The organism is Solibacillus sp. FSL H8-0523, assembly GCF_038051985.1.
Classification (GTDB): Bacteria; Bacillota; Bacilli; order Bacillales_A; family Planococcaceae; genus Solibacillus.
In genome coordinates this window covers 2,619,993-2,642,144 of the sequence record NZ_CP150291.1, presented here as the reverse complement: position 1 = coordinate 2,642,144, position 22,152 = coordinate 2,619,993, and the positions used below count along the sequence as shown (strand labels likewise).

The window sequence follows — 22,152 nt, the reverse complement described above, 5'->3', positions numbered from 1 at the left end:
TAACTACTTTTGCCAACGTTCTGCAACTTTGCCACGCTTGCGATCGCGATGGAGAAGGAACCCTGCAAAAAATAAAAAGGCTACAGCAAAGAAAATTACCCCAACAACAAATTGCAACCAAATCCACGGGAAAGGTGCAATCAAAATTCCAAAAAGTGTATCACGCATAAATTTAATACCTGCAGCCATCATAATTCCAGGAATTACAAGTATGATAAAAGCGGCCATTCGTGCCATTTAAAATCCCTCCACTACCATTACCGTTAATTTTACAATATCAATAATTACTGTCAATTGTATACAAAAAAAGATGGTAATTGAATACGACAATATGACGAATCTGCGACACTTCATTTTATTAGAATAATAAATACGGTGTGTATTCGTTAAATTAGCCACAGCTAGCAATAGAATGGGTGATTTATTTTTCTGAATTTTCGAACTTAAATCAAATTGGCGAGAAATAGTTGCAACATTATGACTTTGAAAGTATTGTAAATTTATAGACAAAAAATATTCACAAACTAGTTTTTTGTAAACGCAAAGCAGAATAAAATTTAATAGTCGAGAAAGTAAGCGCTTTCTCGGATTGGAGGAGTAGGGTGTTATGGAAATTTTCAAGTATATGCAAAAATATGATTACGAGCAATTAGTTTTTTGCCAAGATGAGGCGTCAGGATTAAAAGCAGTTATCGCGATACATGATACAACATTAGGGCCAGCACTAGGCGGATCACGTATGTGGACGTATGCTTCTGAGGAAGACGCAATTGAAGATGCACTTCGACTAGCTCGAGGCATGACTTATAAAAATGCAGCAGCCGGCTTAAACTTAGGTGGCGGGAAAACGGTAATTATCGGGGACCCATTCAACGATAAAAACGAAGAAATGTTCCGTGCGTTAGGGCGCTTTATTCAAGGTTTAAATGGGCGCTACATTACAGCAGAAGATGTAGGAACAACAGTAGCGGATATGGATTTAATTCATGAAGAGACGAACTATGTAACAGGGATTTCGCCAGCATTCGGTAGCTCAGGCAATCCATCACCTGTAACAGCATATGGTGTATTTCTAGGGATGAAAGCAGCCGCTAAAGAAGCGTTTGGCGATGATAACTTAGGTGGGCGTACAATCGCGGTACAAGGACTTGGAAATGTAGCCTATACGTTATGTGAGTACTTACATAAAGAAGGGGCACGCCTAATTGTGACAGACATTAACCAAGCCGCAATTGACCGTGTTGTGAATGATTTTGGTGCAGAGGCTGTATTACCAGACGAAATTTATGAACAAGATGTCGACATTTTCGCACCGTGTGCATTAGGTGCAATTATCAATGATACGACGATTCCAAAACTAAAAGCGAAAGTAATCGCAGGATCTGCTAATAACCAATTAGCGGAATCGAAACATGGTAAAGTTTTACATGAAATGGGTATCGTATATGCACCAGATTATGTAATTAATGCGGGTGGCGTTATTAACGTGGCAGACGAATTATATGGCTACAACCGTGACCGTGCGATGAAGCGTGTTGGAACAATTTACACAAGCTTAGAAAAGATTTTCGCTATTTCAAAAGAACAAGATATTCCGACATACTTAGCTGCCAATCATTTAGCAGAAGAGCGTATCGCACGTGTAGCAAAATCACGTAGTACATTCATTCAAAACGAAAAAAGTATTTTAAACGGTCGCTAAAAGGGCTTAATTCAAAAAAGGGGTGTCGCACATGGCAAAGGAATATGATGTAGTGATTTTAGGTGGGGGAACAGGTGGCTATGTGGCCGCAATTCGCGCATCACAGCTGGGCTTAAAAACAGCAATTGTTGAAAAGAATAAGCTCGGTGGTACGTGTCTACATGCAGGCTGTATTCCGACAAAAGCCTTGCTGCGTAGTGCAGAAGTATACGCCCAAACGAAAAAGGCATTGGATTTTGGCATTGAGGTAGAAGGGATAACATTTGACTTTAGTCGTGTGCAAGAGCGAAAAGCACTTGTTGTCGATCAGCTTTATAAAGGTGTTCAGCATTTAATGAAAAAGGGCAAAATTGATGTGTATGAAGGATTTGGTCGCATTTTAGGACCTTCAATATTTTCACCGATGCCTGGAACGATATCTGTCGAGATGCAGGATGGTTCGGAAAATGAAATGCTCATTCCGAAAAATGTCATCCTTGCAACAGGTTCAAGACCGCGCCATCTGCCAGGGTTAAAAGTAGACGGTGAGAAAGTGTTTACATCGGATGAATTTTTAACAATCGAAGAGCTTCCCAAATCCGTAGTAATTATTGGCGGTGGGGTAATCGGTGTCGAATGGGCATCCATGCTAACTGATTTTGATGTCGAGGTAACTATTTTAGAATTGGGTGATCTTTTATTACCTACAGAGGACGTGGCGATTTCTGAGGAAATGTATAAACAATTAACAAAGCGCGGTGTGAAGGTGCATTTTAACATCGAGCTAGACCCTGCAGCGATCGAAGTGTCAGAACAAGTCACGATTCCGCTGAAAGATTCAACGGTTGAAGCACAAGCACTCCTGTTATCTGTAGGCCGTGTAGCGAATACGGAAAATATAGGCATTGAAAATACAGAAATTGAGCTCGAAAAAGGTGCGGTTTTAGTAAACGAATGCTACCAAACGAAAGAAAGTCATATTTATGCGATTGGTGATGTCATTGGTGGCATGCAGCTTGCACATGTTGCGTCGCATGAAGGCATTCAAGCGGTGGAACACATTGCAGGTGAGCTTTCGATACCGATGCATTATGCCAATATTGCACGCGGTGTCTATAGTCATCCAGAAGTAGCGAGCGTGGGCTTAACAGAAGCAGAGGCACGAAGCCATGGCTATCAGGTGAAAACAGCAACCTTCCCATTTAAAGCAATAGGGAAAGCGATTGTATACGGAGAACCAGAGGGCTTTGTTAAAGTGATTGCTGACGAATTGTCGAATGACGTTGTCGGTGTCCATTTAATTGGACCGCATGCGACGGATTTAATTTCTGAAGCAGCACTCGGCATCTTTTTAAATGCCTCACCGTGGGAAGTTGGCCAAATGGTGCATTTGCATCCGAGTTTAAGTGAGATTATGGGGGAAGTGGCATTAGCGATTGATGGCAAGGCCATCCATTTTTAACTTCTTTCAGCAGGTGTTTGCACACCGGCTGAATGGAGGGACTTAGGCTAAGAACGCCGCATCGTGCGGCAACACCTAAGTGACCAACTTCATGTTGGTCCAATGCCTCCGGCGGATGTCACGGATTCGTAAGGGAGTTCTTTGCGCGAGCGCAAAGCCGAATCCGGACGCAATTATGCCGGGGCATAATTGATATTACTATTCTTTAAGGCGATTGGGGGTTTGTTTCATGACAGAAAATCAATTAACACATGAGCAACTAGGATTAACCGATGAAGATGTTATGAAGATGTATGAAACGATGCTACTAGCGCGTCGTATCGATGAGCGTATGTGGTTACTAAACCGGGCGGGCAAAATTCCGTTTGTTATTTCGTGTCAAGGACAAGAGGCCGCACAAGTAGGCGCGGCATTTGCACTGGATCATACAAAGGATTATATTGCACCGTATTACCGTGATATGGGGGTTGTGCTCCATTTTGGCATGACAACAAAGGATTTAATGTTATCTGCATTTGCGAAGGCAGAAGACCCGAACTCAGGTGGCCGCCAAATGCCAGGACACTTTGGTCAGAAGAAAAACCGAATTATCACAGGTTCTTCGCCTGTTACAACGCAAGTGCCACATGCAGTCGGTGTTGCACTTGCTGGAAAAATGCAAAACAAGGATTTCATCACGTTTGTAACGCTTGGTGAAGGTTCGTCTAATCAGGGAGATTTTCATGAAGGTGCAAACTTTGCTGGGGTACACAAGCTACCAGTCATAATTATGGTGGAAAATAACCAATATGCGATTTCTGTACCGGTTGATCGTCAGTTAGGCTGTGCAAAGGTGTCAGACCGTGCAATTGGTTATGGGATGCCGGGTGTCACAGTAGACGGTAAAAATCCATTAGAAGTGTATAAAGTCGTAAAAGAAGCAGCGGACCGTGCGCGTAGTGGCGGCGGACCATCATTAATTGAAACTGTTACGTTTCGTTTAACAGCGCATTCTTCTGATGACGATGATCGACAATACCGTACAGCAGAGGATATTGCGGAAGGAAAAGCGAAAGATCCAATTCTATTATTCGAAAGCTATTTAAAAGAGCGCGGTGTCGCAGATGACAGTTTGCTAGAACAAGTGAATGCAAAAATCATGGAAATGGTGAATGAAGCGACGGATTATGCAGAACAAGCACCGTACGCAGCGCCAGAGCATGCACTGCGCTATGTATATTCGGAAGGAGAAGATGCGTAATGCCGGTAATTTCTTATATTGATGCAATTAATCTTGCGATGAAAGAAGAAATGGAACGTGATGACCGCGTCTTCGTACTTGGTGAGGATGTTGGCTTAAAGGGTGGTGTGTTTAAAGCAACTACCGGCCTCTACGATCAATTTGGTGAACAGCGCGTTTTAGATACGCCACTTGCGGAAAGTGCCATTGCTGGTGTAGCAATTGGTGCGGCGATGTATGGCATGCGTCCAATCGCTGAAATGCAGTTTGCTGATTTTATTATGCCTGCTGTCAATCAAATTGTTTCTGAAGCGGCGAAAATTCGTTACCGTACGAATAATGATTGGAGCTGTCCGTTAGTTGTCCGTGCTCCGTTTGGTGGAGGGATTCACGGGGCGCTGTATCACTCGCAATCTGTAGAAGCACTTTTTGCGGGAACGCCAGGTCTTAAAATCGTTATTCCGTCAACACCGTATGATGCAAAAGGCTTGTTAAAAGCTGCCATTCGCGATCCAGACCCTGTGTTATTTTTCGAGCATAAACGTGCGTATCGTTTAATTAAAGGTGAGGTGCCAACCGAAGACTACACAGTACCGATTGGCAAAGCGGATGTGAAGCGTGAAGGTGGCGATGTGACCGTTATTACATATGGTCTAGCGGTTCATTTTGCCTTACAAGCAGCAGATCGTTTAGCGAAGGATGGTATCGAAACGCATATTTTAGATTTGCGTACAGTGTATCCGCTAGATCAAGGAGCCATTATTGAAGCAGCAAAAAAGACAGGGAAAGTTTTACTAATTACTGAAGATAATAAAGAAGGTAGCATCATGAGTGAGGTTGCTGCAATTATTGCAGAGCATTGTTTATTTGACTTAGATGCACCGATTCAGCGTTTAGCTGGGCCAGATGTACCGGCGATGCCATACGCACCAACAATGGAAAAGTTCTTTATGATAAATCCCGATAAAGTAGAACGCGCAATTCGAGAGCTAGCTGCGTTTTAAAAAGCTATCTAATAAGGGGGATCTGACATGACAAGTCAAAATATCGTAATGCCACAGCTTGGCGAAAGTGTAACAGAAGGAAAAATTGAGCGTTGGCTTGTACAAGTTGGCGATACTGTAAATAAATATGACCCATTAGCGGAAGTGACAACAGATAAAGTAAATGCAGAAATTCCGTCATCGTTTACAGGGGTCATTAAAGAATTAATTGCAACAGAAGGCGAAACATTACCAGTTGGCGCGGTTGTTTGTGTGATTGAAGTAGAGGGTGATGAATTACCACCTGCACCCTCGCCAAAAAGCTCGAATGTCAGCTCAGCCATTTTAAATGCAGGTGTTCAGCGTAAGGAGCCGCCTGTGTCAACAACAGCCGCAAAGCCAGAAAAACCAGCGCGTACAGGTGGCCGTTATTCACCTGCAGTTATGGTACTGGCGTCAGATAATAACGTTGACTTAACGCAAGTGACAGGTACAGGTGCAGATGGCCGTATTACACGTAAAGACGTTGAAGCGTATGTCGCTGCAGGCAAACCGACAACCGCACAAGAAGTTTCTCAGCCAGTTCAGCAAGCTCCAAGTGCAAGTACTGAAACACCAAAACAACAAGAACCAATGGCCACGGCAAGTGGTGACATCGAAATTCCAGTCACACAAGTACGTAAAGCGATTGCAAAAAATATGCTTCGTAGCACACACGAAATCCCACATGCATGGATGATGATGGAAGTGGATGTGACAGAGCTTGTGGAATACCGTGATTCGATTAAAAATGAATTTAAGAAAAAAGAAGGCTTTAATTTAACGTACTTTGCCTTCTTCTTAAAGGCTGTGGCACAAGCATTAAAAGAATTCCCAATGATTAATTCTGTGTGGGCAGATGATAAAATTATTCAAAAGAAAGCGATTAATTTATCGATTGCAGTTGCGACAGACGATGCCTTGTTCGTTCCGGTTATAAAAAATGTTGATGAAAAATCGATTAAAGGCATTGCAAAGGAAATTCATGAATATGCGCATCTTGTACGTAATGGCAATTTGAAATTAGAGCATATGCAAGGCGGTACATTTACGGTAAACAACACAGGTTCATTTGGTTCAATTCAATCAATGGGTATTATCAATTATCCACAAGCTGCAATTTTACAGGTGGAAAGTATTGTAAAAAGACCTGTAATAGTACAGGGTAATATGATAGCTCCGAGGTCGATTGTGAATTTATGTTTATCATTAGATCATAGAATTTTAGATGGGATGATTTGTGGTAAATTCTTATCTCGCGTAAAGGAAATTCTCGAAAATGTCGATAAAGACAAGATGTCAGTCTACTAAAAACGTTCCGAAAGCTTATTAAATCAAGCTTTCGGAAATTTTTTTGCTTTATTGTCAGAACATTCTCGTGTAGAATATAGTACAGAAATATAACAAGGGGGGAAGCTAGTAAGCGTCCACATGTCAACTAATATGAAACACATTGAATTTCAATCAGCTAGCTATGATCAGTGGCAAGAAGAAGCGGTAAAAGCTCTTAAAGGAAAACCGTTCGAATCACTGTTTACAAAAACAATTGAAAACATTACGCTTGAACCGCTTTACACGAAAGAAAGCTTAATCGAAAAGTTAGGTGAGCAATTAGAAAAGCAAGTTTCAACAATTCGTACGTTATCACAATCGGCAACATTTGCGGTTGCACAGCAAATTATTGGTGATACCGAAGAGAGCTTCTTTGCAAACTTAGATGAAAGCTTAACACGCGGTAACGAAGTGATTACAATCTCTAGCCCACAAGCTTTTGAATGGACTGAAGCAGCAATTGCCCAATTAGCTACATATTTATCAGAAAATTCATTTAAAATCGTCGTTCCATCAACTGACGACGCAGTGTTAGCTGTATTCGATAAAATCGACGAAGCTAAACGAGAAATCGTAAACGGTTACATTGTTGCGCCTGAAGCATTTGAACTAACTAGCTTCCCGAACGTACGCACAGTTTGTGCTAATACAATTTCTTACCACAACAACGGCGCAAATGCGGTACAAGAATTAGCAATCGCGTTAGCGTTAGCATCTAAACAAGCGCAAACAGCAGAAAACTTTAAAGCATTTGAACAAAAATTCTTCGTTCAATTCGCGGCGGATACACAATTCTTTGCAGAAGTTGCAAAAATTCGTGCCTTTAAAGTGTTATGGAAAGCGTTTGCTTCAGCATTCGGCAATGAAGCAAGCGCTGTCCCAGTTGTAGTAGAAACATCTGTACGTAGCTTCTCGAAGTACGATGTGTATGTAAACTTACTACGCGCAGGCAACGAAGCATTCTCAGCAGCAATCGGCGGTGCGGACGTAATTACCGTTCACCCACATGACTGCTTAACACAAATTACAGAGCAATCTGTACGTATTGCACGAAACGTATCACTTGTGACAAAAGAAGAATCTCTTGTTACAAAAGTACTTGATCCAGCAGGGGGTTCTTACTTCATCGAGTCATTAACGGCAGATTACGTAAAAGCGGCATGGGCGATGTTCCTTGAAATCGAACAAGCTGGTGGCTTAGACGCTTACGGCATCGATGCAAAAATCGAAGACGTATACAAAGCACGTATCAAAGAAGTAGAAACACGCAAGCATTCATTAATCGGAACAAATATTTATGCAAATCCAGTAGACGAGATTCCGACAACTGAAAATGCACAATTTGCAGATGTGAAACGTATTGCGGCGTCATTTGAAAACTTACGTACTAGCTTCGCACAAGCAGAGCTAAAAGCAGTGATCCTAACATTTGGTCAACTTAAAAACTACAAGCCGCGTGCAGATTTCGTACAAGGTTTCTTCGCAACAGCGGGGATTGTAGCAGACCAAACAGAAGGCTTCCAAACAATTGAAGAGGCAAAAGCTTGGATTGCGACTGCAGACTATGATTACGTAGTTGTGGCAGCAACTGATGATGACACAAAACAATTAATCCCAGCGTTACTTGAAGGTAAAAAACAAGGTCTAGTAATAGACGCAGCTGGTAAATATAAAGAAGAAGCAGAAGCTTGGACTGCAAATGGCTTAAACGGCTTTATTTTTGCAGGTCAAAACATCGTTGAAAAATTAAACGATGTCGTAACGACTGTGAAAGGGGCACAATCATGAGTAAAGCAAATTTCGGGTCAGTTGTTATTGAAGACGTATTAGCACAATCACAACTTTCTTCTACAGGCACATTTATGACAAATGAAGGCATCGAAGTGAACTCTGTATACAATGCAGAGGACATTCAAGATGCAAAACATATTAATGACGTAGCAGGTATTGCACCAAATACACGTGGCCCATACCCAACGATGTATGTTGCGCGCCCTTGGACAGTACGTCAATATGCAGGTTTCTCAACTGCAGAAGAATCAAACGCATTCTACCGTCGCAACCTTGCGATGGGTCAAAAAGGGTTATCGGTTGCATTCGACTTAGCGACGCACCGTGGTTATGACTCGGATCACCCTCGTGTAACAGGTGATGTTGGTAAAGCGGGTGTAGCAATCGATTCAGTAGAAGATGCAAAAATTCTATTTGACGGCATTCCGTTAGATCAAATGTCAGTTTCGATGACGATGAACGGTGCGGTATTACCAATCTTAGCGTTCTACATCGTTGCAGCAGAAGAGCAAGGGGTATCACCAGACAAATTAGCTGGTACAATCCAAAACGACATTTTAAAAGAGTACATGGTGCGTAACACATACATTTATCCACCAGCCATGTCGATGAAAATTATTGCAGATATTTTCGAATACACAGCGAAATTTATGCCAAAATTCAACTCGATTTCAATCTCTGGCTACCACATCCAAGAAGCTGGGGCAACAAATGATATTGAGTTAGCTTACACATTAGCAGATGGCTTAGAGTACGTTCGTACAGGCTTAAAAGCAGGAATCGATATCGATGCATTCGCACCGCGTTTATCATTCTTCTGGGCAATCGGCATGAACTACTACATGGAAGTGGCAAAAATGCGTGCAGCACGCCGTATTTGGGCGCAAATGATGAGCACGTTCAATCCGAAAAACACAAAAACATTAGCTTTACGTACACACTCGCAAACATCAGGCTGGAGCTTAACAGAGCAAGATCCATTCAACAACGTAACGCGTACATTAATCGAAGCAAACGCTGCGGCAATGGGTCATACACAATCACTTCATACAAACGCATTAGACGAAGCGATCGCTCTACCAACTGACTTCTCAGCACGTATTGCACGTAATACGCAGTTATTCTTACAAGAAGAAACGGGTATGACGAAAGTAATCGATCCATGGGGTGGCTCATACTATGTAGAAAAATTAACAGATGAGTTAACTGAAAAAGCATGGGCATTAATTGAAGAAATCGAAGAGCTTGGCGGTATGGCAAAAGCAATCGAAACAGGTCTACCAAAAATGAAAGTTGAAGAGGCAGCGGCAAAACGCCAAGCAAAAATCGACTCAAAAACAGAAACAATTGTTGGGGTAAACAAATACCGCTTAGCGGAAGAAGACCCAATCGACATTTTAGATATCGACAATGCGATCGTACGCGTTTCTCAAATTGCTCGTTTAGAAAAAATGAAAGCAGAGCGCAACGAAGAAGAAGTTCAAAAGCATTTAGCGCGCTTAACAAAAGCAGCTGAAGACGGCTCAGAAAACTTACTAGCAATTGCAGTTGACGCAGCGCGTGCGCGTGCATCTTTAGGAGAAATTTCAGATGCAATCGAGGCGGTATCAGGTCGTCATAAAGCAGTGATTCGCTCAATTTCTGGTGTATACTCTGCAAACTATTCAGATAAAGAAGCGATTGAAGAAGTGAAGCAAATGATTGAGGCGTTTTTAGAGCAAGAAGGTCGTCGTCCACGTATTTTAATCGCGAAAATGGGTCAAGATGGTCATGACCGCGGTGCAAAAGTAGTGGCAACGGGTTATGCAGACTTAGGCTTTGACGTAGATATCTCACCATTATTCATGACGCCGGAAGAAACAGCGCAAATGGCAAATGAAAATGACGTACACTGTGTCGGTGTATCTTCACTTGCAGCAGGTCATAAAACATTAGTGCCGGAGCTAATTGCTGAGCTGAAAAAATTAGGTCGTGAAGACATCATCGTAATTTGTGGTGGGGTTATCCCAGCACAAGACTATGACTTCTTATACGAAGCAGGTGCGAAGGCAATCTTTGGACCAGGTACAGTTATTCCAGTGGCAGCTGTGAAAATGCTTGAAGAAGTATATAAAGCTTTAGGCTACGAGGAAGACTAGCATGAACGAAAAAAATCAGGAACCAAGCGCTTTATTTGTCATGGATGGTGTAACAGGCGGGCATGATGGAATGAATTATGTACAGCCAAAGAAATTCCGTAAAAAAAAGCAGGAACCTCTTGATATTTCAAAATTAGCTTTAGAAGTGCGTTCGGGTGACCGAACAGCACTTGCTAGGGCCATCACGCTCATTGAAAGCTCTAATGCGCTACACAAGGTAGACGGACAAGCTTTACTTCAGGAGTTGTTGCCCTATACAGGGAATGCTATTCGTATCGGCATTACCGGTGTACCGGGAGCAGGAAAGAGTTCATTTATAGAGGCGTTCGGTACGATGCTTTGCAAAATGGACAAGCGTGTAGCCGTGCTTGCGATTGATCCAAGCTCATCGCTATCTGGTGGGAGTATTTTAGGTGATAAAACGCGAATGGAAGAGCTGGTTCGTCAACAAAATTCCTTCGTTCGTCCATCTCCTAGCGCAGGTACTTTAGGTGGCGTACACAAAAAATCGCGTGAAACGATGTTACTATGCGAAGCGGCTGGCTACGATGTGTTATTAATCGAAACAGTTGGTGTAGGGCAAAGTGAAACGTATGTGCGCGGTATGGTCGATTTCTTCTTATTACTTGTGTTAACAGGTGCAGGAGACGAATTGCAAGGGATGAAAAAGGGTATTATGGAGCTTGCGGACGGCATTATTGTGCATAAGGCAGATGGTGACAATGTGCGCCCTGCTAAACGTACAATGCAAGAATACAAGCAGATCCTTCATTTCCTTCAACCATCAACACCAGGCTGGATGAGTACGGCACTTGCTGTTTCATCGATGGAAAAGACCGGCTTAGACAAAGTTTGGGACATGTTAATGGAATTTGAGAACACGGTGAAAAAAACGAATTACTGGAATATTCGCCGTCATGAGCAAACACGTGACTGGTTCCATTCGATGATTACCGATCATTTAATTGATTCATTTTATGGTAGCCCTGAACGCAAAACACAGGTGCGTTCATTAGAAGATGAAATATTACACGGACGTTTGACAGTAACACAAGGTGTCAACGCGTTATTTGATAAATAAGACATGCATGAATTGTCATCAACAGTCTTTGCACATCGTTCATAACCTTGCTATGATAAGAAGGAATATCGAAAGGGGCTAAAAAGCTAATGAACATGGATTATGATTTATTTATGCAACAAATTACAACAACTGCACGTGCAGAAATGGAAGCAGCAGGCTACGAGCAATTACGTACACCTGAAGAGGTAGAAGCTGCTTTTGAACGTAAAGGCACGACACTTGTAATGGTGAACTCAGTATGTGGTTGTGCAGGCGGCATCGCTCGTCCAGCAGCAACACACGCGGTACACTATGACAAACGTCCAGACCACTTAGTAACCGTGTTTGCAGGTCAAGACAAAGAAGCAGCTGCAGCAGCACGTTACCTATTCGGTGAAGATCACATTCCTTCATCTCCATCATTTGTGTTATTAAAAGATGGTCAAGCAGTAGCAGAAGTAGGTCGTTACGAAATTGAAGGACATGATCCGATGAGTGTTGTTACAAACCTACAAGGACATTTCGAAGAATTCTGCGAAGAAGTATAAGTGATTAGTTACGAGTACCCGGCGTGAAAGCGCCTGGTACATTGCTAAATTGAGGAGAGTTTTCCCAATATGAAAAAGTTTTCAATCGGCTATCGTACACTAAAGACAGCATTGGGGGCTTCTGTTGCGATAGCCATCGCGCAGTATTTAGAGTTAAACTTCTATACAGCAGCAGGGATTTTAACGATTCTCTGTATTCAGCCAACGAAGCGAAAATCGGTACATGCGGTGTATACGCGTATTGTTTCTTCGCTCGTAGGGATGACCTATGCATTTATATTTTTCGAAATATTCGGTTATCATGCATTCGTTTTAGGTCTCGTGTTCATACTCTTTATCCCGACGATTGTTTCGCTTGGGGTGGCAGAGGGCTTTGTTTCGAGTGCGGTCATTATGATGCACATATTTTTCACAGCGAATTTCACGCTGGATTTGTTTATTAATGAGTTACTATTAATGGCGATTGGCTTTGGTATGGGGCTCATTGTCAATATGTATATGCCAGATATAAAAAAAGATATTTTAGCGTATCAAGGAAAAACAGAACAACTATTTGCCAAGATATTAGCTGAAATTGCAGGCTATTTACGTAATGGCGATACACTTTGGGATGGTAAGGAACTGATTGAGGCAACGAAAGTACTCAACTCGGCAAAGACACTAGCTTATCAAGATGTACAAAATCACTTGTCGCGTAAAGACAATATTTATTATGTCTATTTTGATATGCGCGAGCGTCAGCTAGAAATTATTGAGCGTGTACTGCCGAAAATTACGACTTTGCCGATTATACCAGAGCAAGCACCACTCATTGCGACGTTTTTAGAAGATTTAAGTGAACATGTTCACGGGGGCAATACCGCAAGTCATTTTTTAGAGAAGTTGGATAAGGTGAAAGAGGAGTTTGCAAAAATGCCATTACCAAAAGATCATGAAACATTTCTTGCGATGGCAGCGATGTATCAGTTTATTGAGGAAATGGATGAGTATTTAGTCATTAAGCAATCATTTAAAGGCTTAACATAAAAAAAATGGATGTCGAAACATCCATTTACATAATTGCTGCGACACCCATTGCAATTGTTGAGACTAGCATAATTACAACCATTGAATAAACAACGATTTTTTGGAATTTTTTGTTACTCATCGATTTCGCTCCTTCGTGTTGAACTAGTATTAGTTTAACAAATCTCAAGGAATTCTCAAGTACATTTGGTTTTCATTCATTAAATAAATAATTTTTTTATAGGGGAGCTATCATCGTGGAAAAAGTAGATCATATTGGTATTGCAGTGCGTGATATCGAAAAAAGTATTACATACTACACAGAAACGTTAGGCTTAAAATTATTAAAAGTAGAAGAAGTTGAATCTCAGCAAGTAAAAGTTGCCTTCATCGATGCGGGTAATGTGAAAATCGAATTATTAGAACCAATGAGCGAAAAAAGTGCAATTCATGGCTTTTTAGAAAAACGCGGAGAAGGGATTCACCATGTAGCATTTGGCGTAACGGGGATTCGTGAGCGCATGGCTGAACTTCGCGAAAAAGGTGTACGTTTACTATCTGATGAGCCTGGCCCTGGTGCTGGCGGTGCAGAAGTAGCATTCTTACATCCGAAAGACTCATTTGGTGTACTTTATGAATTATGTGATAAAAGCGGAAAAGGGGACAACTAATCATGACAATTACATTAGATATGTTTGACAAAATTAATGAGCTTTATGACCGTAAAGAGGCAATTAAACTTGGTGGCGGTGACGCACGTATTGAGAAACAGCACGAGAAAGGGAAAATGACTGCTCGTGAGCGTATCGAAATGCTGTTAGATGATGGCTCATTCGTAGAGATCAACCCATTCATTACACATCGCACTGTTGACTTCGGTATGGACAAGTTAGAAGGACCTGGTGATGGAGTTGTTACTGGTTTCGGTAAAATCAACGGCCGTAACATCTACTTATTCGCACAAGATTTCACTGTATTTGGTGGAGCACTTGGTGAAATGCACGCAAAAAAAATCGCAGCTGTAATGGATTTAGCAGCGAAGAACGGGACACCATTTATCGGCATTAACGATTCAGGCGGTGCGCGTATTCAAGAGGGCGTACTATCACTTGATGGTTACGGTCACATTTTCTACCGTAACTCAATTTATTCTGGTGTTATTCCACAAATTTCAGTAATCATGGGGCCTTGTGCTGGTGGTGCGGTTTACTCTCCAGCAATCACGGACTTCATTTTAATGGTAGATAAAACATCTCAAATGTTTATCACAGGTCCAAAGGTAATCGAAACAGTTACAGGTGAAAAGATTACTGCTGAAGGCTTAGGTGGTTCAAAAGTACACAACGCGATTGCTGGTAATGCTCACTTCCGCGCTGAAAACGAGGAAGCAGCCATTGCACAGATTCAGCAATTACTGTCTTACTTACCACAAAACAACAAAGAAAAGGCTCCAAAGCAAGCTTACACGCCTGGCGATGAGTTCCGTTCAGAGCTAGTAGACGTTGTGCCAATTGACCAAACGAAATCATACGATGTGCGTAAAGTGGTTGAGCAAGTTGTGGATGAAGGTTCGTTCATGGAAGTTCAAAAAGAATTCGCGAAGAATATCGTTGTTGGTTTCGCTCGTATTGCGGGTGAGTCAGTAGGTTTAGTATGTAACCAACCGAAGTTCTTAGCAGGTGGTTTAGATATCGATTCATCTGATAAATTAGCGCGTTTCGTTCGTACTTGTGACGCTTACAACGTGCCTGTTATCACATTTGAAGATGTATCAGGCTTCTTCCCAGGTGTTAAACAAGAGCACGGCGGGATTATCCGTCACGGCGCGAAAATCCTTTATGCTTACTCAGAAGCAACTGTACCAAAAATTACAGTAATTCTTCGTAAAGCATACGGTGGTGCGTACGTAGCATTAAACTCTAAAGCAATTGGCGCGGATTTAGTATTTGCTTGGCCAAACGCTGAAATCGCGGTAATGGGTGCTGCTGGTGCGGCAAACATCATCCATGCGGGTGAAATCGCAAAATCAGCTGATCCAGAAGCGACACGTGCAGCAAAAATCGAAGAATACAAAGAAAAATTCGCGAATCCATACGTAGCGGCATCTCGCGGTATGGTTGACGATGTAATCGATCCTCGTGAAACTCGTATTAAGTTAATTCAAGCACTTGATATGCTTTCTACAAAACACGAAGACCGTCCATACAAGAAACACGGAAATATTCCGCTATAAGAAATTTAGCACCTGCTGGTAATTTACAGCAGGTGTTTTAAATATAAAAAAGGCGATACTTCACTTGTATCACCTTTAATTCACAATATTAGTTGTCTTCCATGCAGCATGTGCTTTCGTTAATTGTTTTTCTACTGGAAATTCATGCTCGGCCAGTAAAAAGTAAGCCCCACGCTCGATTCCATGACCATAATGCGCGCGTTCTTCTTTCGAAAAATCAAAATTACGTAGGCATACCTCATACAAGTTATCGCGTGAAAAGAAGCACCATAATTGATCTGTAAGACATCCAGCTTGGTGAACATGTAGGTCGGTATACATTTTTAATGAGTGCAAAGGTTTAATGTCTTTCGCAAAAACATGGATTTCGAATTCGGAAAAGCCGTGTTCCCTCATGCTATTTAACTTTTGTAATGCTTCCTCTAAAGAATACACTAAAGCCACCTCACGTCGATACTCCATGTTATTCCCCTCCTTTTCTTTATTTTATTGCATTTTTACCTAGGATGGTAGTTTTTTAATAAAGGATTATAAAAGGGGATTCCGGTGTTTCTTTATTTTACACTGACCGCTTGGACAATTTTATTTTCTTGTACACCTAAATCAATAACGCCATCTTCGCTCTTAATTTCTAAACGCATGACATCACCAGGCTGTAAATAGCCATTATCTTTTTGTGAATTGTAGAAGGCTTCTACTTTTTCTTCATAAGGGATAGAGTTATTGTAAATGATGCCTAAAATTTGAGCATTTAGGCGAAGACTCACACCAGCAGGGGTTCCTGTTAATATAAGATCACCAATTTTTAAATCATAAATACTGGACATTTCAGTCAATGTTTCAGTAGGCTTGAATAATAACTGATTAGTTTGTACATGTTGACGTGTTTCGCCATTTACGGATAAGCGGAGTTCTAATTTTTCTAAGTATTCGATTTCTCCCTCTTCTAATAAATAGATGTATGGGCCAGTTGGGCAGAAGCCACGGTAGCTTTTCCCCTTAAACCATTGCTGTTCTACGATTTGTACATCACGTGCAGAAATGTCATTAGTAATAACCAAACCTGCTATATAATCTTTTAAATTACCGTTTGTGACTTCGCTCGCTTCTGTTACATCTTGCTTCATAATAATGCCTAGTTCAATTTCATAGTCCAATAACCGAACATGTGCTGGGCATACAATATCTGCAGTTGCAGAAGTTAACGTACTGGATGCTTTTGTGAATAATAGATTGTATGGTGGCTTTTGCTTTGAAAATCCGGCTTCAACACGGTGTGCGCTGTAGTTTGTACCCTGGCAATAAATGTTTGCATCATTTGTTACAGGCGAAAGAATCGAAATAGTGGCTTGATCAATAATATGACCTGTTTGTTTTGCGTTCGCAATGGCCTCCATCCCCGATGTTAAAATATCGCGTAATGTAAGATAAAATCCATTTACCAAATAAAGTGCATCATCTAACACACCCCATTGAATCGAATCACCTTGCTGAAAACGTACTAACTTAATTCCCATTTATATCCTCCTAAATAGTAAAGTCTACTGTTATTTTATTTGAAACGGTTGTAAATAGTTAGTTGTTTATTAATGAATTTACGAGAGGAAAATCAATAAAAATTAATGGAAGTATGTAAGAAAAGAAATTGAAAGGCTGTTCAACTAAGGGGGAACCCCAAAGTGAACAGCCTTTTTATTGTTTGTTATAATTTAGGCAACTTCAGTTTGACCTTCACTATCATTAATTGTTAGAGGTGATTTTCTAGCGGCTATAATCCCCCAAACAATGGCCAAAATAAATAGACCAATAGAAGCCATAAATAATGTAGAACGTCCGCCTTCTAAGCCAAAAACGCTCAAAATGGCTGCAAACATATAAGGGCTCACAATGCCACCTAAACCTTGACCGGCAGCAGCGATCCCTACAAAAGAAATACCTTTTGCTATATTTGATAACTCTGATACTCGTGCTAATACGCCAGGAAGCACGATTCCTAAGCCCATACCGCCAAGTACACTGGCTACAAAAATCATTGTTAAACTACCTACTGTTGAACACCATAAAATACCAGTAGCTGTTAAAAGTACACCTAGTGGTACGATAAGGTTCGGCAAGATGGAACGCAGTTTACCAAAGAAGAAACCTGTCAATAATGTACCTGTTGTAAATAGTGAAATGGCCAAACCGGCTTCCGTCGCATTCCCTAAACCTTCAGTTTGAATAATGATTGAGATATTTGTTACATAGCCAAATACGAAAGCGGAGAAAATAATTTGTCCAACTGTGAATCCATATACTGTTTTTGGTGCTTTAAATAAAACATCTTTGATTGAAGCATTGGGTACTTCCTGTTTCTTCGGCTCTGGTAAAAACAGGAATGTGATAGCTAAAATCCAAATCGGGAATAAGTACACTAAGAATCCATAGTTCCAGCCATATGCATCTGCTAACATACCACCAACTACTTGGAAGAAAATCGCCCCGACACATGCGATTGTTGAAGTACCGAATCCGATTAAGAAATCGCGTTCACGGCCTTCAAAGAAACCAGTGATAATATCAATGGATAAAGGCAAAGTAATACCAACACCAAGACCTAAAATACCGCGGAAAACAATAATTGCGAATAGATTGCTTAGGAAGAATGGCATGATACCACCAATTAAGAATAAGATTAACCCGGTCATTAATAATCCGCGTTTTGAGAATTTATTCGCTAGCTTCCCATAGAAAAGGGAAGGGAAAATTTGGAGCAAACCAGGCATTGTCGCAATTAACATAACAGTAGTAGGGCTAAATTCTGGAAAGGCGACAATCAGGTCCGCCATAATCGATCCCGCTACACCAGCAGCTACATCTTGGAAGGCAATCAGTACAATTAAAAACTTTAAAAAACCACTTCTGGATGTTGGAAACATAAAATACCCCCTAGTATTTATTTTCGTATGAAACTTAGTGATACTACATGTTGAGCTTAAACTCCCCCTTAATCGTTTGAATATTCAGATATTATCATGTAAGCCCTTTCATATACACGATAATTATTTATGGAAAAGTAATTTAAAATTAAGCAAAAATTGTTAAAAAACATGAGGAATATTCCTTTTGGATTTTTGAATTTATACAAAAAAAGAAAACTGAAAAAAAAAGTACAAAACTACGGATTTTCCGTAATTTTGTACTTGGAATTCAGTTATTCTATTTCAATTTTTCCTAAAACAATTAAAGACTCAATTAAAAGTATTAATTCAAAGAGATTCTTAGAACTGCGTAGGTTTCGCTCAAGCAATTCTTCAATTTTTTGAATGCGGTAAACAAGACCGCTCATGGATAAATTCAAATCCACCATTGTAAGGTTAAGATTTCCGTTATGATTTAAAAATGTGTATAAAGTTTTTAAAAATTCATCTCTTTTATTTGGTTTTAACGATAAAATCGGTTCTAGCTCACGAAGTGCTATTTTCACAATCACATCGCTGTTTTGATGATTAATAAGCGAGCCGAGTATATTTGTATTCTCGAAGTATACAATTGTATCACGCTTATTAATATTTAATGAAGTAATCGCCTGGCGATGTGCTTCTACAATATCATCAATATCATTGATTACCCGGCTTAATCCGATACGGAAATCCAAACTTTTAAATTTCCGCTGCAAGTGCTTTAATATATTCTGAAAAATATCGTACGTATCATCTTTTTTAGGGAACAAGAAAACAATTTCATCTTGGAATTCGGTAATAAAGATGGACGTTTGATGCATTTCCAAATAAATAATGACAGACTGAATGATTTTTTGAATAGTGGAAGTTTCATTGACGGGTATTCCTTTTTTTGTGACGCCAAGACTTCCTATATAAAAGTCATCATTTAAATCAATTTGGAGAAGGTAACTGCGGCTGATCATACTTTTCTTTGATGTGTATTGCTGTTGCAGCAACTGTTCAAAAAAGAATGCTTTAATATTTTCAGTCGCTTCCAGGCTTGATTTTTCATTTAAATAACAGAGTGAAATGGAAACAGCCGAACGTTGTACATAGTGCATTTCTTCTTTAAAATTAGTGTCCTTCGAAAAATAAATGAATGAGATATATCCAATAATCTGCTTCTGTACGGTAATAGGGCTAATAAGTCGGGTATGGGTGGGGCAATCAACTTGACTGGGATGCATAGGGTCTATAGGCTGTATTAATATTTTTCCGGATTTCGTTTGTGGCATTTGTCGAATAAAGTCTTCTGCAATAAATTCAAGCTGTTCCTGTGTCATGCCAATCGAATGGTGAGTGTTAAAGCTTAAATCCTGCACAATGGCCGCGACGTTTAGGGTTGAATATATGGTTTCTAAAATTTGATCGATGTTCATCCCTTGCGATATGCTTAGTGTTAAATTGTTATGGAAAGATGAAACTCTTTCTGTATGTTTTTTCTCCTCGTATAATTCCTTATATGTTTTATTCAAATCATCAATCATCCTTGACTGACTAATTTTCTTTAGGTCAGATTGAGTCTCAGAATCCCAATGCTCCAGCATGCGCATTTCAAAGGCGCAATGTTCATCCCCTTTAGCACGACAAGTCATTTCTACTATATACACTTCTTTTTTTGTTAAATAAGAGGTAAATCCACTTGAATATCCGGCCAGTGTATGGCAAATACAAGAATCGCTTTCACCGAAATGTTTGATATGTTCGCCAACTTCATAAGAGTTCACCCAAATGCCTTTGGCGTACATATATTTCACCGTATCATCGGGATTTAACTGCAGGACTCTTTCTGATAGGAGATCCGTAATTTGGCCGGAAGCTAGGTGATACCCCACCGCACTATTCAATTTTTCGGTTAACGTGAGCGGTAAATAATCGACTTCTTTGGCGTGAGTAACTCCGATATTCCATCCATAACGCTGTAAAAAGAATTTTGCGTATTCTATGCCTAAGCTTTCAATCAATTCTTTCCGTAAGATTCCAAAAGTATTAGTAGTAGTATACAACTCTTTATCCACATAAGATGAGCCTGGCATCTTCAACCCCCTGAATATTCTGAATTTTATATACATTTAATTGAAAGATACCACACTTTACATGAAAATGAGAAGTTTTTTCTCTAAAAATTTGTGGAAAAACGGTAAATCGCTAAATTTTGCTTAAAGCATTTTCTACGTGTAGGGCTTTATATTTTCAATAGAATTGGACCTTCCATATAGGCGGCATATAAAGAAGTGCATTATTATTTACAATCTTTTTTTATAAGGGACAGCGTTTGCAATAGGATCATAATTCGTTAAATTTTGTTTATATTTGTTTCAAAATTCCATAGATATTCACCATATTATTAGATATTTAAAAACGTAATATTATAGTCAACAAATAAAAGGAGTTGAAATGATGACATTAGCACTTACAGAAAGACAAATTGAAATAATGAATAAAATGCAGAATATTGCAGTGAATGTACGTAAGCGTGTAAAGGAAACAGAGGAGATTAGAAGAATTCCAGAAACAACGATGCAGGAATTGAAGGATTCTGGCTTAATGTATATTTTACGTCCGGAACGTTACGGTGGTTTACAAGCCAATGTTCAAACGTACAGCCAAGTCATTATTGAACTATCGAAAGCATGTGCTTCTACTGGATGGATTACATCACTTTGTGCAATTCGCGATATTATGGTGGCGGAATCATTCAACGAAAAGGCCCACTTGGAGATTTTCTCCAATAACCCTCAAAATGTATTATTTGCGGGTGTATACGAACCGAGATCTTGTACGGTCCGTAAAGTAGAAGGCGGTTACCTTGTAGAGGAAGGGCACTGGATGTTCTGTTCAGGTTCACTGCATGCGACTTGGGGTTATTTCGGGATGTACACAAAAGATGAGAACGACAACATTCTAGAGCAGCTGTTAATGACTGTACCATTTGACGTAATGGAAATTGAAGATGACTGGCACACATTAGGTCTTCGAGGTACAGGCAGTAATGCAGTAAAAATGAAAAATGTCTTCGTGCCGGAACACCGTGTAACGTCATTTGTAAAAATCCTGGACGGAGATTTCCAGTCGCCGCATTTACGTGATATTCCATTATATAATTCTGCGTTATTTCCATGCTTAATATTATCTTTAGGCTTACCGGGTCTAGGTGTTGTAAAAGAAATGCTCGATAATTTCAAACAATCACTGCCATACCGTACGGCTCAGCATATGGGCGTAAAAATGATCAAAGATGCAGGGAGTACGCATTATTTATTGGCAACAGCTGAATTAAAAGTAGAGACGGCTGAACTTTACTTTATGAATTTGGCAAAATCAATTGATGAGTGGGCGGCAAAAGGTGAAATCATGCCGAAAGATTTACGATTAAAGGCTTTGGCCGATATTGGTTATGCAAATGAATTGTTAAGTGAAGCCGTGCAAGTAATTTTAAAGGCAAGCGGCTCTGGTTTTGTTTATGATGCAAGTCCAATGCAGCGTTTAATCCGTGATTTCTTAACATTAAACTCCCACCGCTCATTGTCTCCAATTATTACGCGAGAAAACTATGGCAGACAATTATCTGGTTTAGATCCAAATCAAATACGTTATTAAACAAAAATTAACTAAAATTTTAGCAAAAACAAAAAAGTTTTTCCGTAGTTTGAGGTTGTTAAGTAAAGTACAGT

General features: G+C 40.2%; 19 protein-coding genes. 13 read left to right on the top strand and 6 right to left on the bottom strand.

Annotated elements, in window-relative coordinates:
* Nucleotides 1-3 precede the first annotated feature (3 nt).
* Entirely contained in the window at nt 4-237 is a 234-nt protein-coding gene (locus NSQ62_RS13110) for a DUF2627 domain-containing protein (RefSeq protein ID WP_341320583.1), read from the bottom strand.
* Nucleotides 238-607: 370 nt separating this feature from the next.
* Here NSQ62_RS13110 and NSQ62_RS13105 point away from each other — a divergent pair, with 370 nt between their 5' ends.
* The 10 genes from NSQ62_RS13105 to NSQ62_RS13060 all read left to right on the top strand — a co-directional run bounded on the left by NSQ62_RS13105 (nt 608) and on the right by NSQ62_RS13060 (nt 13,282).
* Entirely contained in the window at nt 608-1,702 is a 1,095-nt protein-coding gene (locus NSQ62_RS13105) for a Glu/Leu/Phe/Val dehydrogenase (protein ID WP_341320582.1), read from the top strand.
* Between the two features lie 31 nt (nt 1,703-1,733).
* Nucleotides 1,734-3,143: a dihydrolipoyl dehydrogenase gene (gene lpdA / locus NSQ62_RS13100; protein WP_341320581.1), complete on the top strand. Its 1,410-nt coding sequence runs from the start codon at nt 1,734-1,736 to the stop codon at nt 3,141-3,143.
* Between the two features lie 229 nt (nt 3,144-3,372).
* Nucleotides 3,373-4,383 carry a thiamine pyrophosphate-dependent dehydrogenase E1 component subunit alpha gene (locus NSQ62_RS13095; protein WP_341320580.1) on the top strand — a complete coding sequence of 337 codons (1,011 nt, stop codon included), beginning with the start codon at nt 3,373-3,375 and terminating at the stop codon, nt 4,381-4,383.
* Complete coding sequence (locus NSQ62_RS13090) at nt 4,383-5,366, top strand: alpha-ketoacid dehydrogenase subunit beta (protein ID WP_341320579.1); 984 nt, start codon at nt 4,383-4,385, stop codon at nt 5,364-5,366. The genes NSQ62_RS13095 and NSQ62_RS13090 overlap by 1 nt, the downstream gene beginning before the upstream one ends.
* 27 nt (nt 5,367-5,393) lie before the next feature.
* Nucleotides 5,394-6,695, top strand: coding sequence for a dihydrolipoamide acetyltransferase family protein (locus NSQ62_RS13085; protein WP_341320578.1), 1,302 nt, complete (start codon nt 5,394-5,396; stop codon nt 6,693-6,695).
* Nucleotides 6,696-6,815: 120 nt separating this feature from the next.
* Entirely contained in the window at nt 6,816-8,504 is a 1,689-nt protein-coding gene (locus NSQ62_RS13080) for a methylmalonyl-CoA mutase family protein (RefSeq protein ID WP_341320577.1), read from the top strand.
* Nucleotides 8,501-10,645, top strand: a complete 2,145-nt coding sequence (gene scpA, locus NSQ62_RS13075; RefSeq protein ID WP_341320576.1) for a methylmalonyl-CoA mutase — start codon at nt 8,501-8,503, stop codon at nt 10,643-10,645. Before NSQ62_RS13080 ends, scpA begins: the two co-directional genes overlap by 4 nt.
* A gap of 1 nt (nt 10,646) precedes the next feature.
* A complete protein-coding gene (gene meaB, locus NSQ62_RS13070; protein ID WP_341320575.1) occupies nt 10,647-11,726 on the top strand; it encodes a methylmalonyl Co-A mutase-associated GTPase MeaB in 1,080 nt (359 codons plus the stop codon).
* Between the two features lie 89 nt (nt 11,727-11,815).
* Complete coding sequence (locus NSQ62_RS13065) at nt 11,816-12,256, top strand: BrxA/BrxB family bacilliredoxin (RefSeq protein WP_341320574.1); 441 nt, start codon at nt 11,816-11,818, stop codon at nt 12,254-12,256.
* 69 nt (nt 12,257-12,325) lie between these two features.
* Complete coding sequence (locus NSQ62_RS13060; protein WP_341320573.1) at nt 12,326-13,282, top strand: aromatic acid exporter family protein; 957 nt, start codon at nt 12,326-12,328, stop codon at nt 13,280-13,282.
* Nucleotides 13,283-13,307: 25 nt separating this feature from the next.
* Here the strand turns inward: NSQ62_RS13060 and prli42 are convergent, their stop codons facing one another.
* Nucleotides 13,308-13,403 carry a stressosome-associated protein Prli42 gene (gene prli42, locus NSQ62_RS13055; RefSeq protein WP_341320572.1) on the bottom strand — a complete coding sequence of 32 codons (96 nt, stop codon included), beginning with the start codon at nt 13,401-13,403 and terminating at the stop codon, nt 13,308-13,310.
* Between the two features lie 115 nt (nt 13,404-13,518).
* On the opposite strand from prli42, the gene mce reads away from it, so the two are divergent.
* Nucleotides 13,519-13,932 carry a methylmalonyl-CoA epimerase gene (mce, locus tag NSQ62_RS13050; RefSeq protein WP_341320571.1) on the top strand — a complete coding sequence of 138 codons (414 nt, stop codon included), beginning with the start codon at nt 13,519-13,521 and terminating at the stop codon, nt 13,930-13,932.
* A 2-nt stretch (nt 13,933-13,934) separates the two neighbouring features.
* Nucleotides 13,935-15,494: an acyl-CoA carboxylase subunit beta gene (locus NSQ62_RS13045; RefSeq protein WP_341320570.1), complete on the top strand. Its 1,560-nt coding sequence runs from the start codon at nt 13,935-13,937 to the stop codon at nt 15,492-15,494.
* A 75-nt stretch (nt 15,495-15,569) separates the two neighbouring features.
* On the opposite strand, the gene NSQ62_RS13040 is transcribed toward NSQ62_RS13045, so the two are convergent.
* From NSQ62_RS13040 to NSQ62_RS13025, 4 genes are all read right to left on the bottom strand, one after another.
* A complete protein-coding gene (locus NSQ62_RS13040; RefSeq protein ID WP_341320569.1) occupies nt 15,570-15,956 on the bottom strand; it encodes a general stress protein in 387 nt (128 codons plus the stop codon).
* A gap of 92 nt (nt 15,957-16,048) precedes the next feature.
* On the bottom strand, nt 16,049-17,011 hold the full coding sequence (locus NSQ62_RS13035; RefSeq protein WP_341320568.1) for a fumarylacetoacetate hydrolase family protein: 963 nt from the start codon (nt 17,009-17,011) through the stop codon (nt 16,049-16,051).
* Between the two features lie 192 nt (nt 17,012-17,203).
* Nucleotides 17,204-18,412 carry an MFS transporter gene (locus NSQ62_RS13030; RefSeq protein WP_341320567.1) on the bottom strand — a complete coding sequence of 403 codons (1,209 nt, stop codon included), beginning with the start codon at nt 18,410-18,412 and terminating at the stop codon, nt 17,204-17,206.
* A gap of 275 nt (nt 18,413-18,687) precedes the next feature.
* Nucleotides 18,688-20,514, bottom strand: a complete 1,827-nt coding sequence (locus tag NSQ62_RS13025; protein WP_341320566.1) for a V4R domain-containing protein — start codon at nt 20,512-20,514, stop codon at nt 18,688-18,690.
* A 361-nt stretch (nt 20,515-20,875) separates the two neighbouring features.
* Between NSQ62_RS13025 and NSQ62_RS13020 the strand changes: the two genes are divergently transcribed.
* Complete coding sequence (locus NSQ62_RS13020; RefSeq protein WP_341320565.1) at nt 20,876-22,078, top strand: acyl-CoA dehydrogenase family protein; 1,203 nt, start codon at nt 20,876-20,878, stop codon at nt 22,076-22,078.
* The last annotated feature ends 74 nt before the right edge of the window (nt 22,079-22,152 follow it).

Excerpts from the sequence above, each read along its gene's own strand:
- NSQ62_RS13020 (WP_341320565.1), top strand. The coding sequence starts at position 20,876 with ATGATGACATTAGCACTTACAGAAAGACAAATTGAAATAATGAATAAA.
- NSQ62_RS13095 (WP_341320580.1), top strand. The coding sequence starts at position 3,373 with ATGACAGAAAATCAATTAACACATGAGCAACTAGGATTAACCGATGAA.
- lpdA (WP_341320581.1), top strand. The coding sequence starts at position 1,734 with ATGGCAAAGGAATATGATGTAGTGATTTTAGGTGGGGGAACAGGTGGC.
- meaB (WP_341320575.1), top strand. The coding sequence starts at position 10,647 with ATGAACGAAAAAAATCAGGAACCAAGCGCTTTATTTGTCATGGATGGT.
- NSQ62_RS13045 (WP_341320570.1), top strand. The coding sequence starts at position 13,935 with ATGACAATTACATTAGATATGTTTGACAAAATTAATGAGCTTTATGAC.
- NSQ62_RS13040 (WP_341320569.1), bottom strand. The coding sequence starts at position 15,956 with ATGGAGTATCGACGTGAGGTGGCTTTAGTGTATTCTTTAGAGGAAGCA.
- NSQ62_RS13085 (WP_341320578.1), top strand. The coding sequence starts at position 5,394 with ATGACAAGTCAAAATATCGTAATGCCACAGCTTGGCGAAAGTGTAACA.
- NSQ62_RS13090 (WP_341320579.1), top strand. The coding sequence starts at position 4,383 with ATGCCGGTAATTTCTTATATTGATGCAATTAATCTTGCGATGAAAGAA.
- NSQ62_RS13060 (WP_341320573.1), top strand. The coding sequence starts at position 12,326 with ATGAAAAAGTTTTCAATCGGCTATCGTACACTAAAGACAGCATTGGGG.
- NSQ62_RS13110 (WP_341320583.1), bottom strand. The coding sequence starts at position 237 with ATGGCACGAATGGCCGCTTTTATCATACTTGTAATTCCTGGAATTATG.
- scpA (WP_341320576.1), top strand. The coding sequence starts at position 8,501 with ATGAGTAAAGCAAATTTCGGGTCAGTTGTTATTGAAGACGTATTAGCA.
- NSQ62_RS13080 (WP_341320577.1), top strand. The coding sequence starts at position 6,816 with ATGTCAACTAATATGAAACACATTGAATTTCAATCAGCTAGCTATGAT.
- NSQ62_RS13105 (WP_341320582.1), top strand. The coding sequence starts at position 608 with ATGGAAATTTTCAAGTATATGCAAAAATATGATTACGAGCAATTAGTT.
- NSQ62_RS13025 (WP_341320566.1), bottom strand. The coding sequence starts at position 20,514 with ATGCCAGGCTCATCTTATGTGGATAAAGAGTTGTATACTACTACTAAT.
- prli42 (WP_341320572.1), bottom strand. The coding sequence starts at position 13,403 with ATGAGTAACAAAAAATTCCAAAAAATCGTTGTTTATTCAATGGTTGTA.
- NSQ62_RS13030 (WP_341320567.1), bottom strand. The coding sequence starts at position 18,412 with ATGTTTCCAACATCCAGAAGTGGTTTTTTAAAGTTTTTAATTGTACTG.
- NSQ62_RS13035 (WP_341320568.1), bottom strand. The coding sequence starts at position 17,011 with ATGGGAATTAAGTTAGTACGTTTTCAGCAAGGTGATTCGATTCAATGG.
- NSQ62_RS13065 (WP_341320574.1), top strand. The coding sequence starts at position 11,816 with ATGAACATGGATTATGATTTATTTATGCAACAAATTACAACAACTGCA.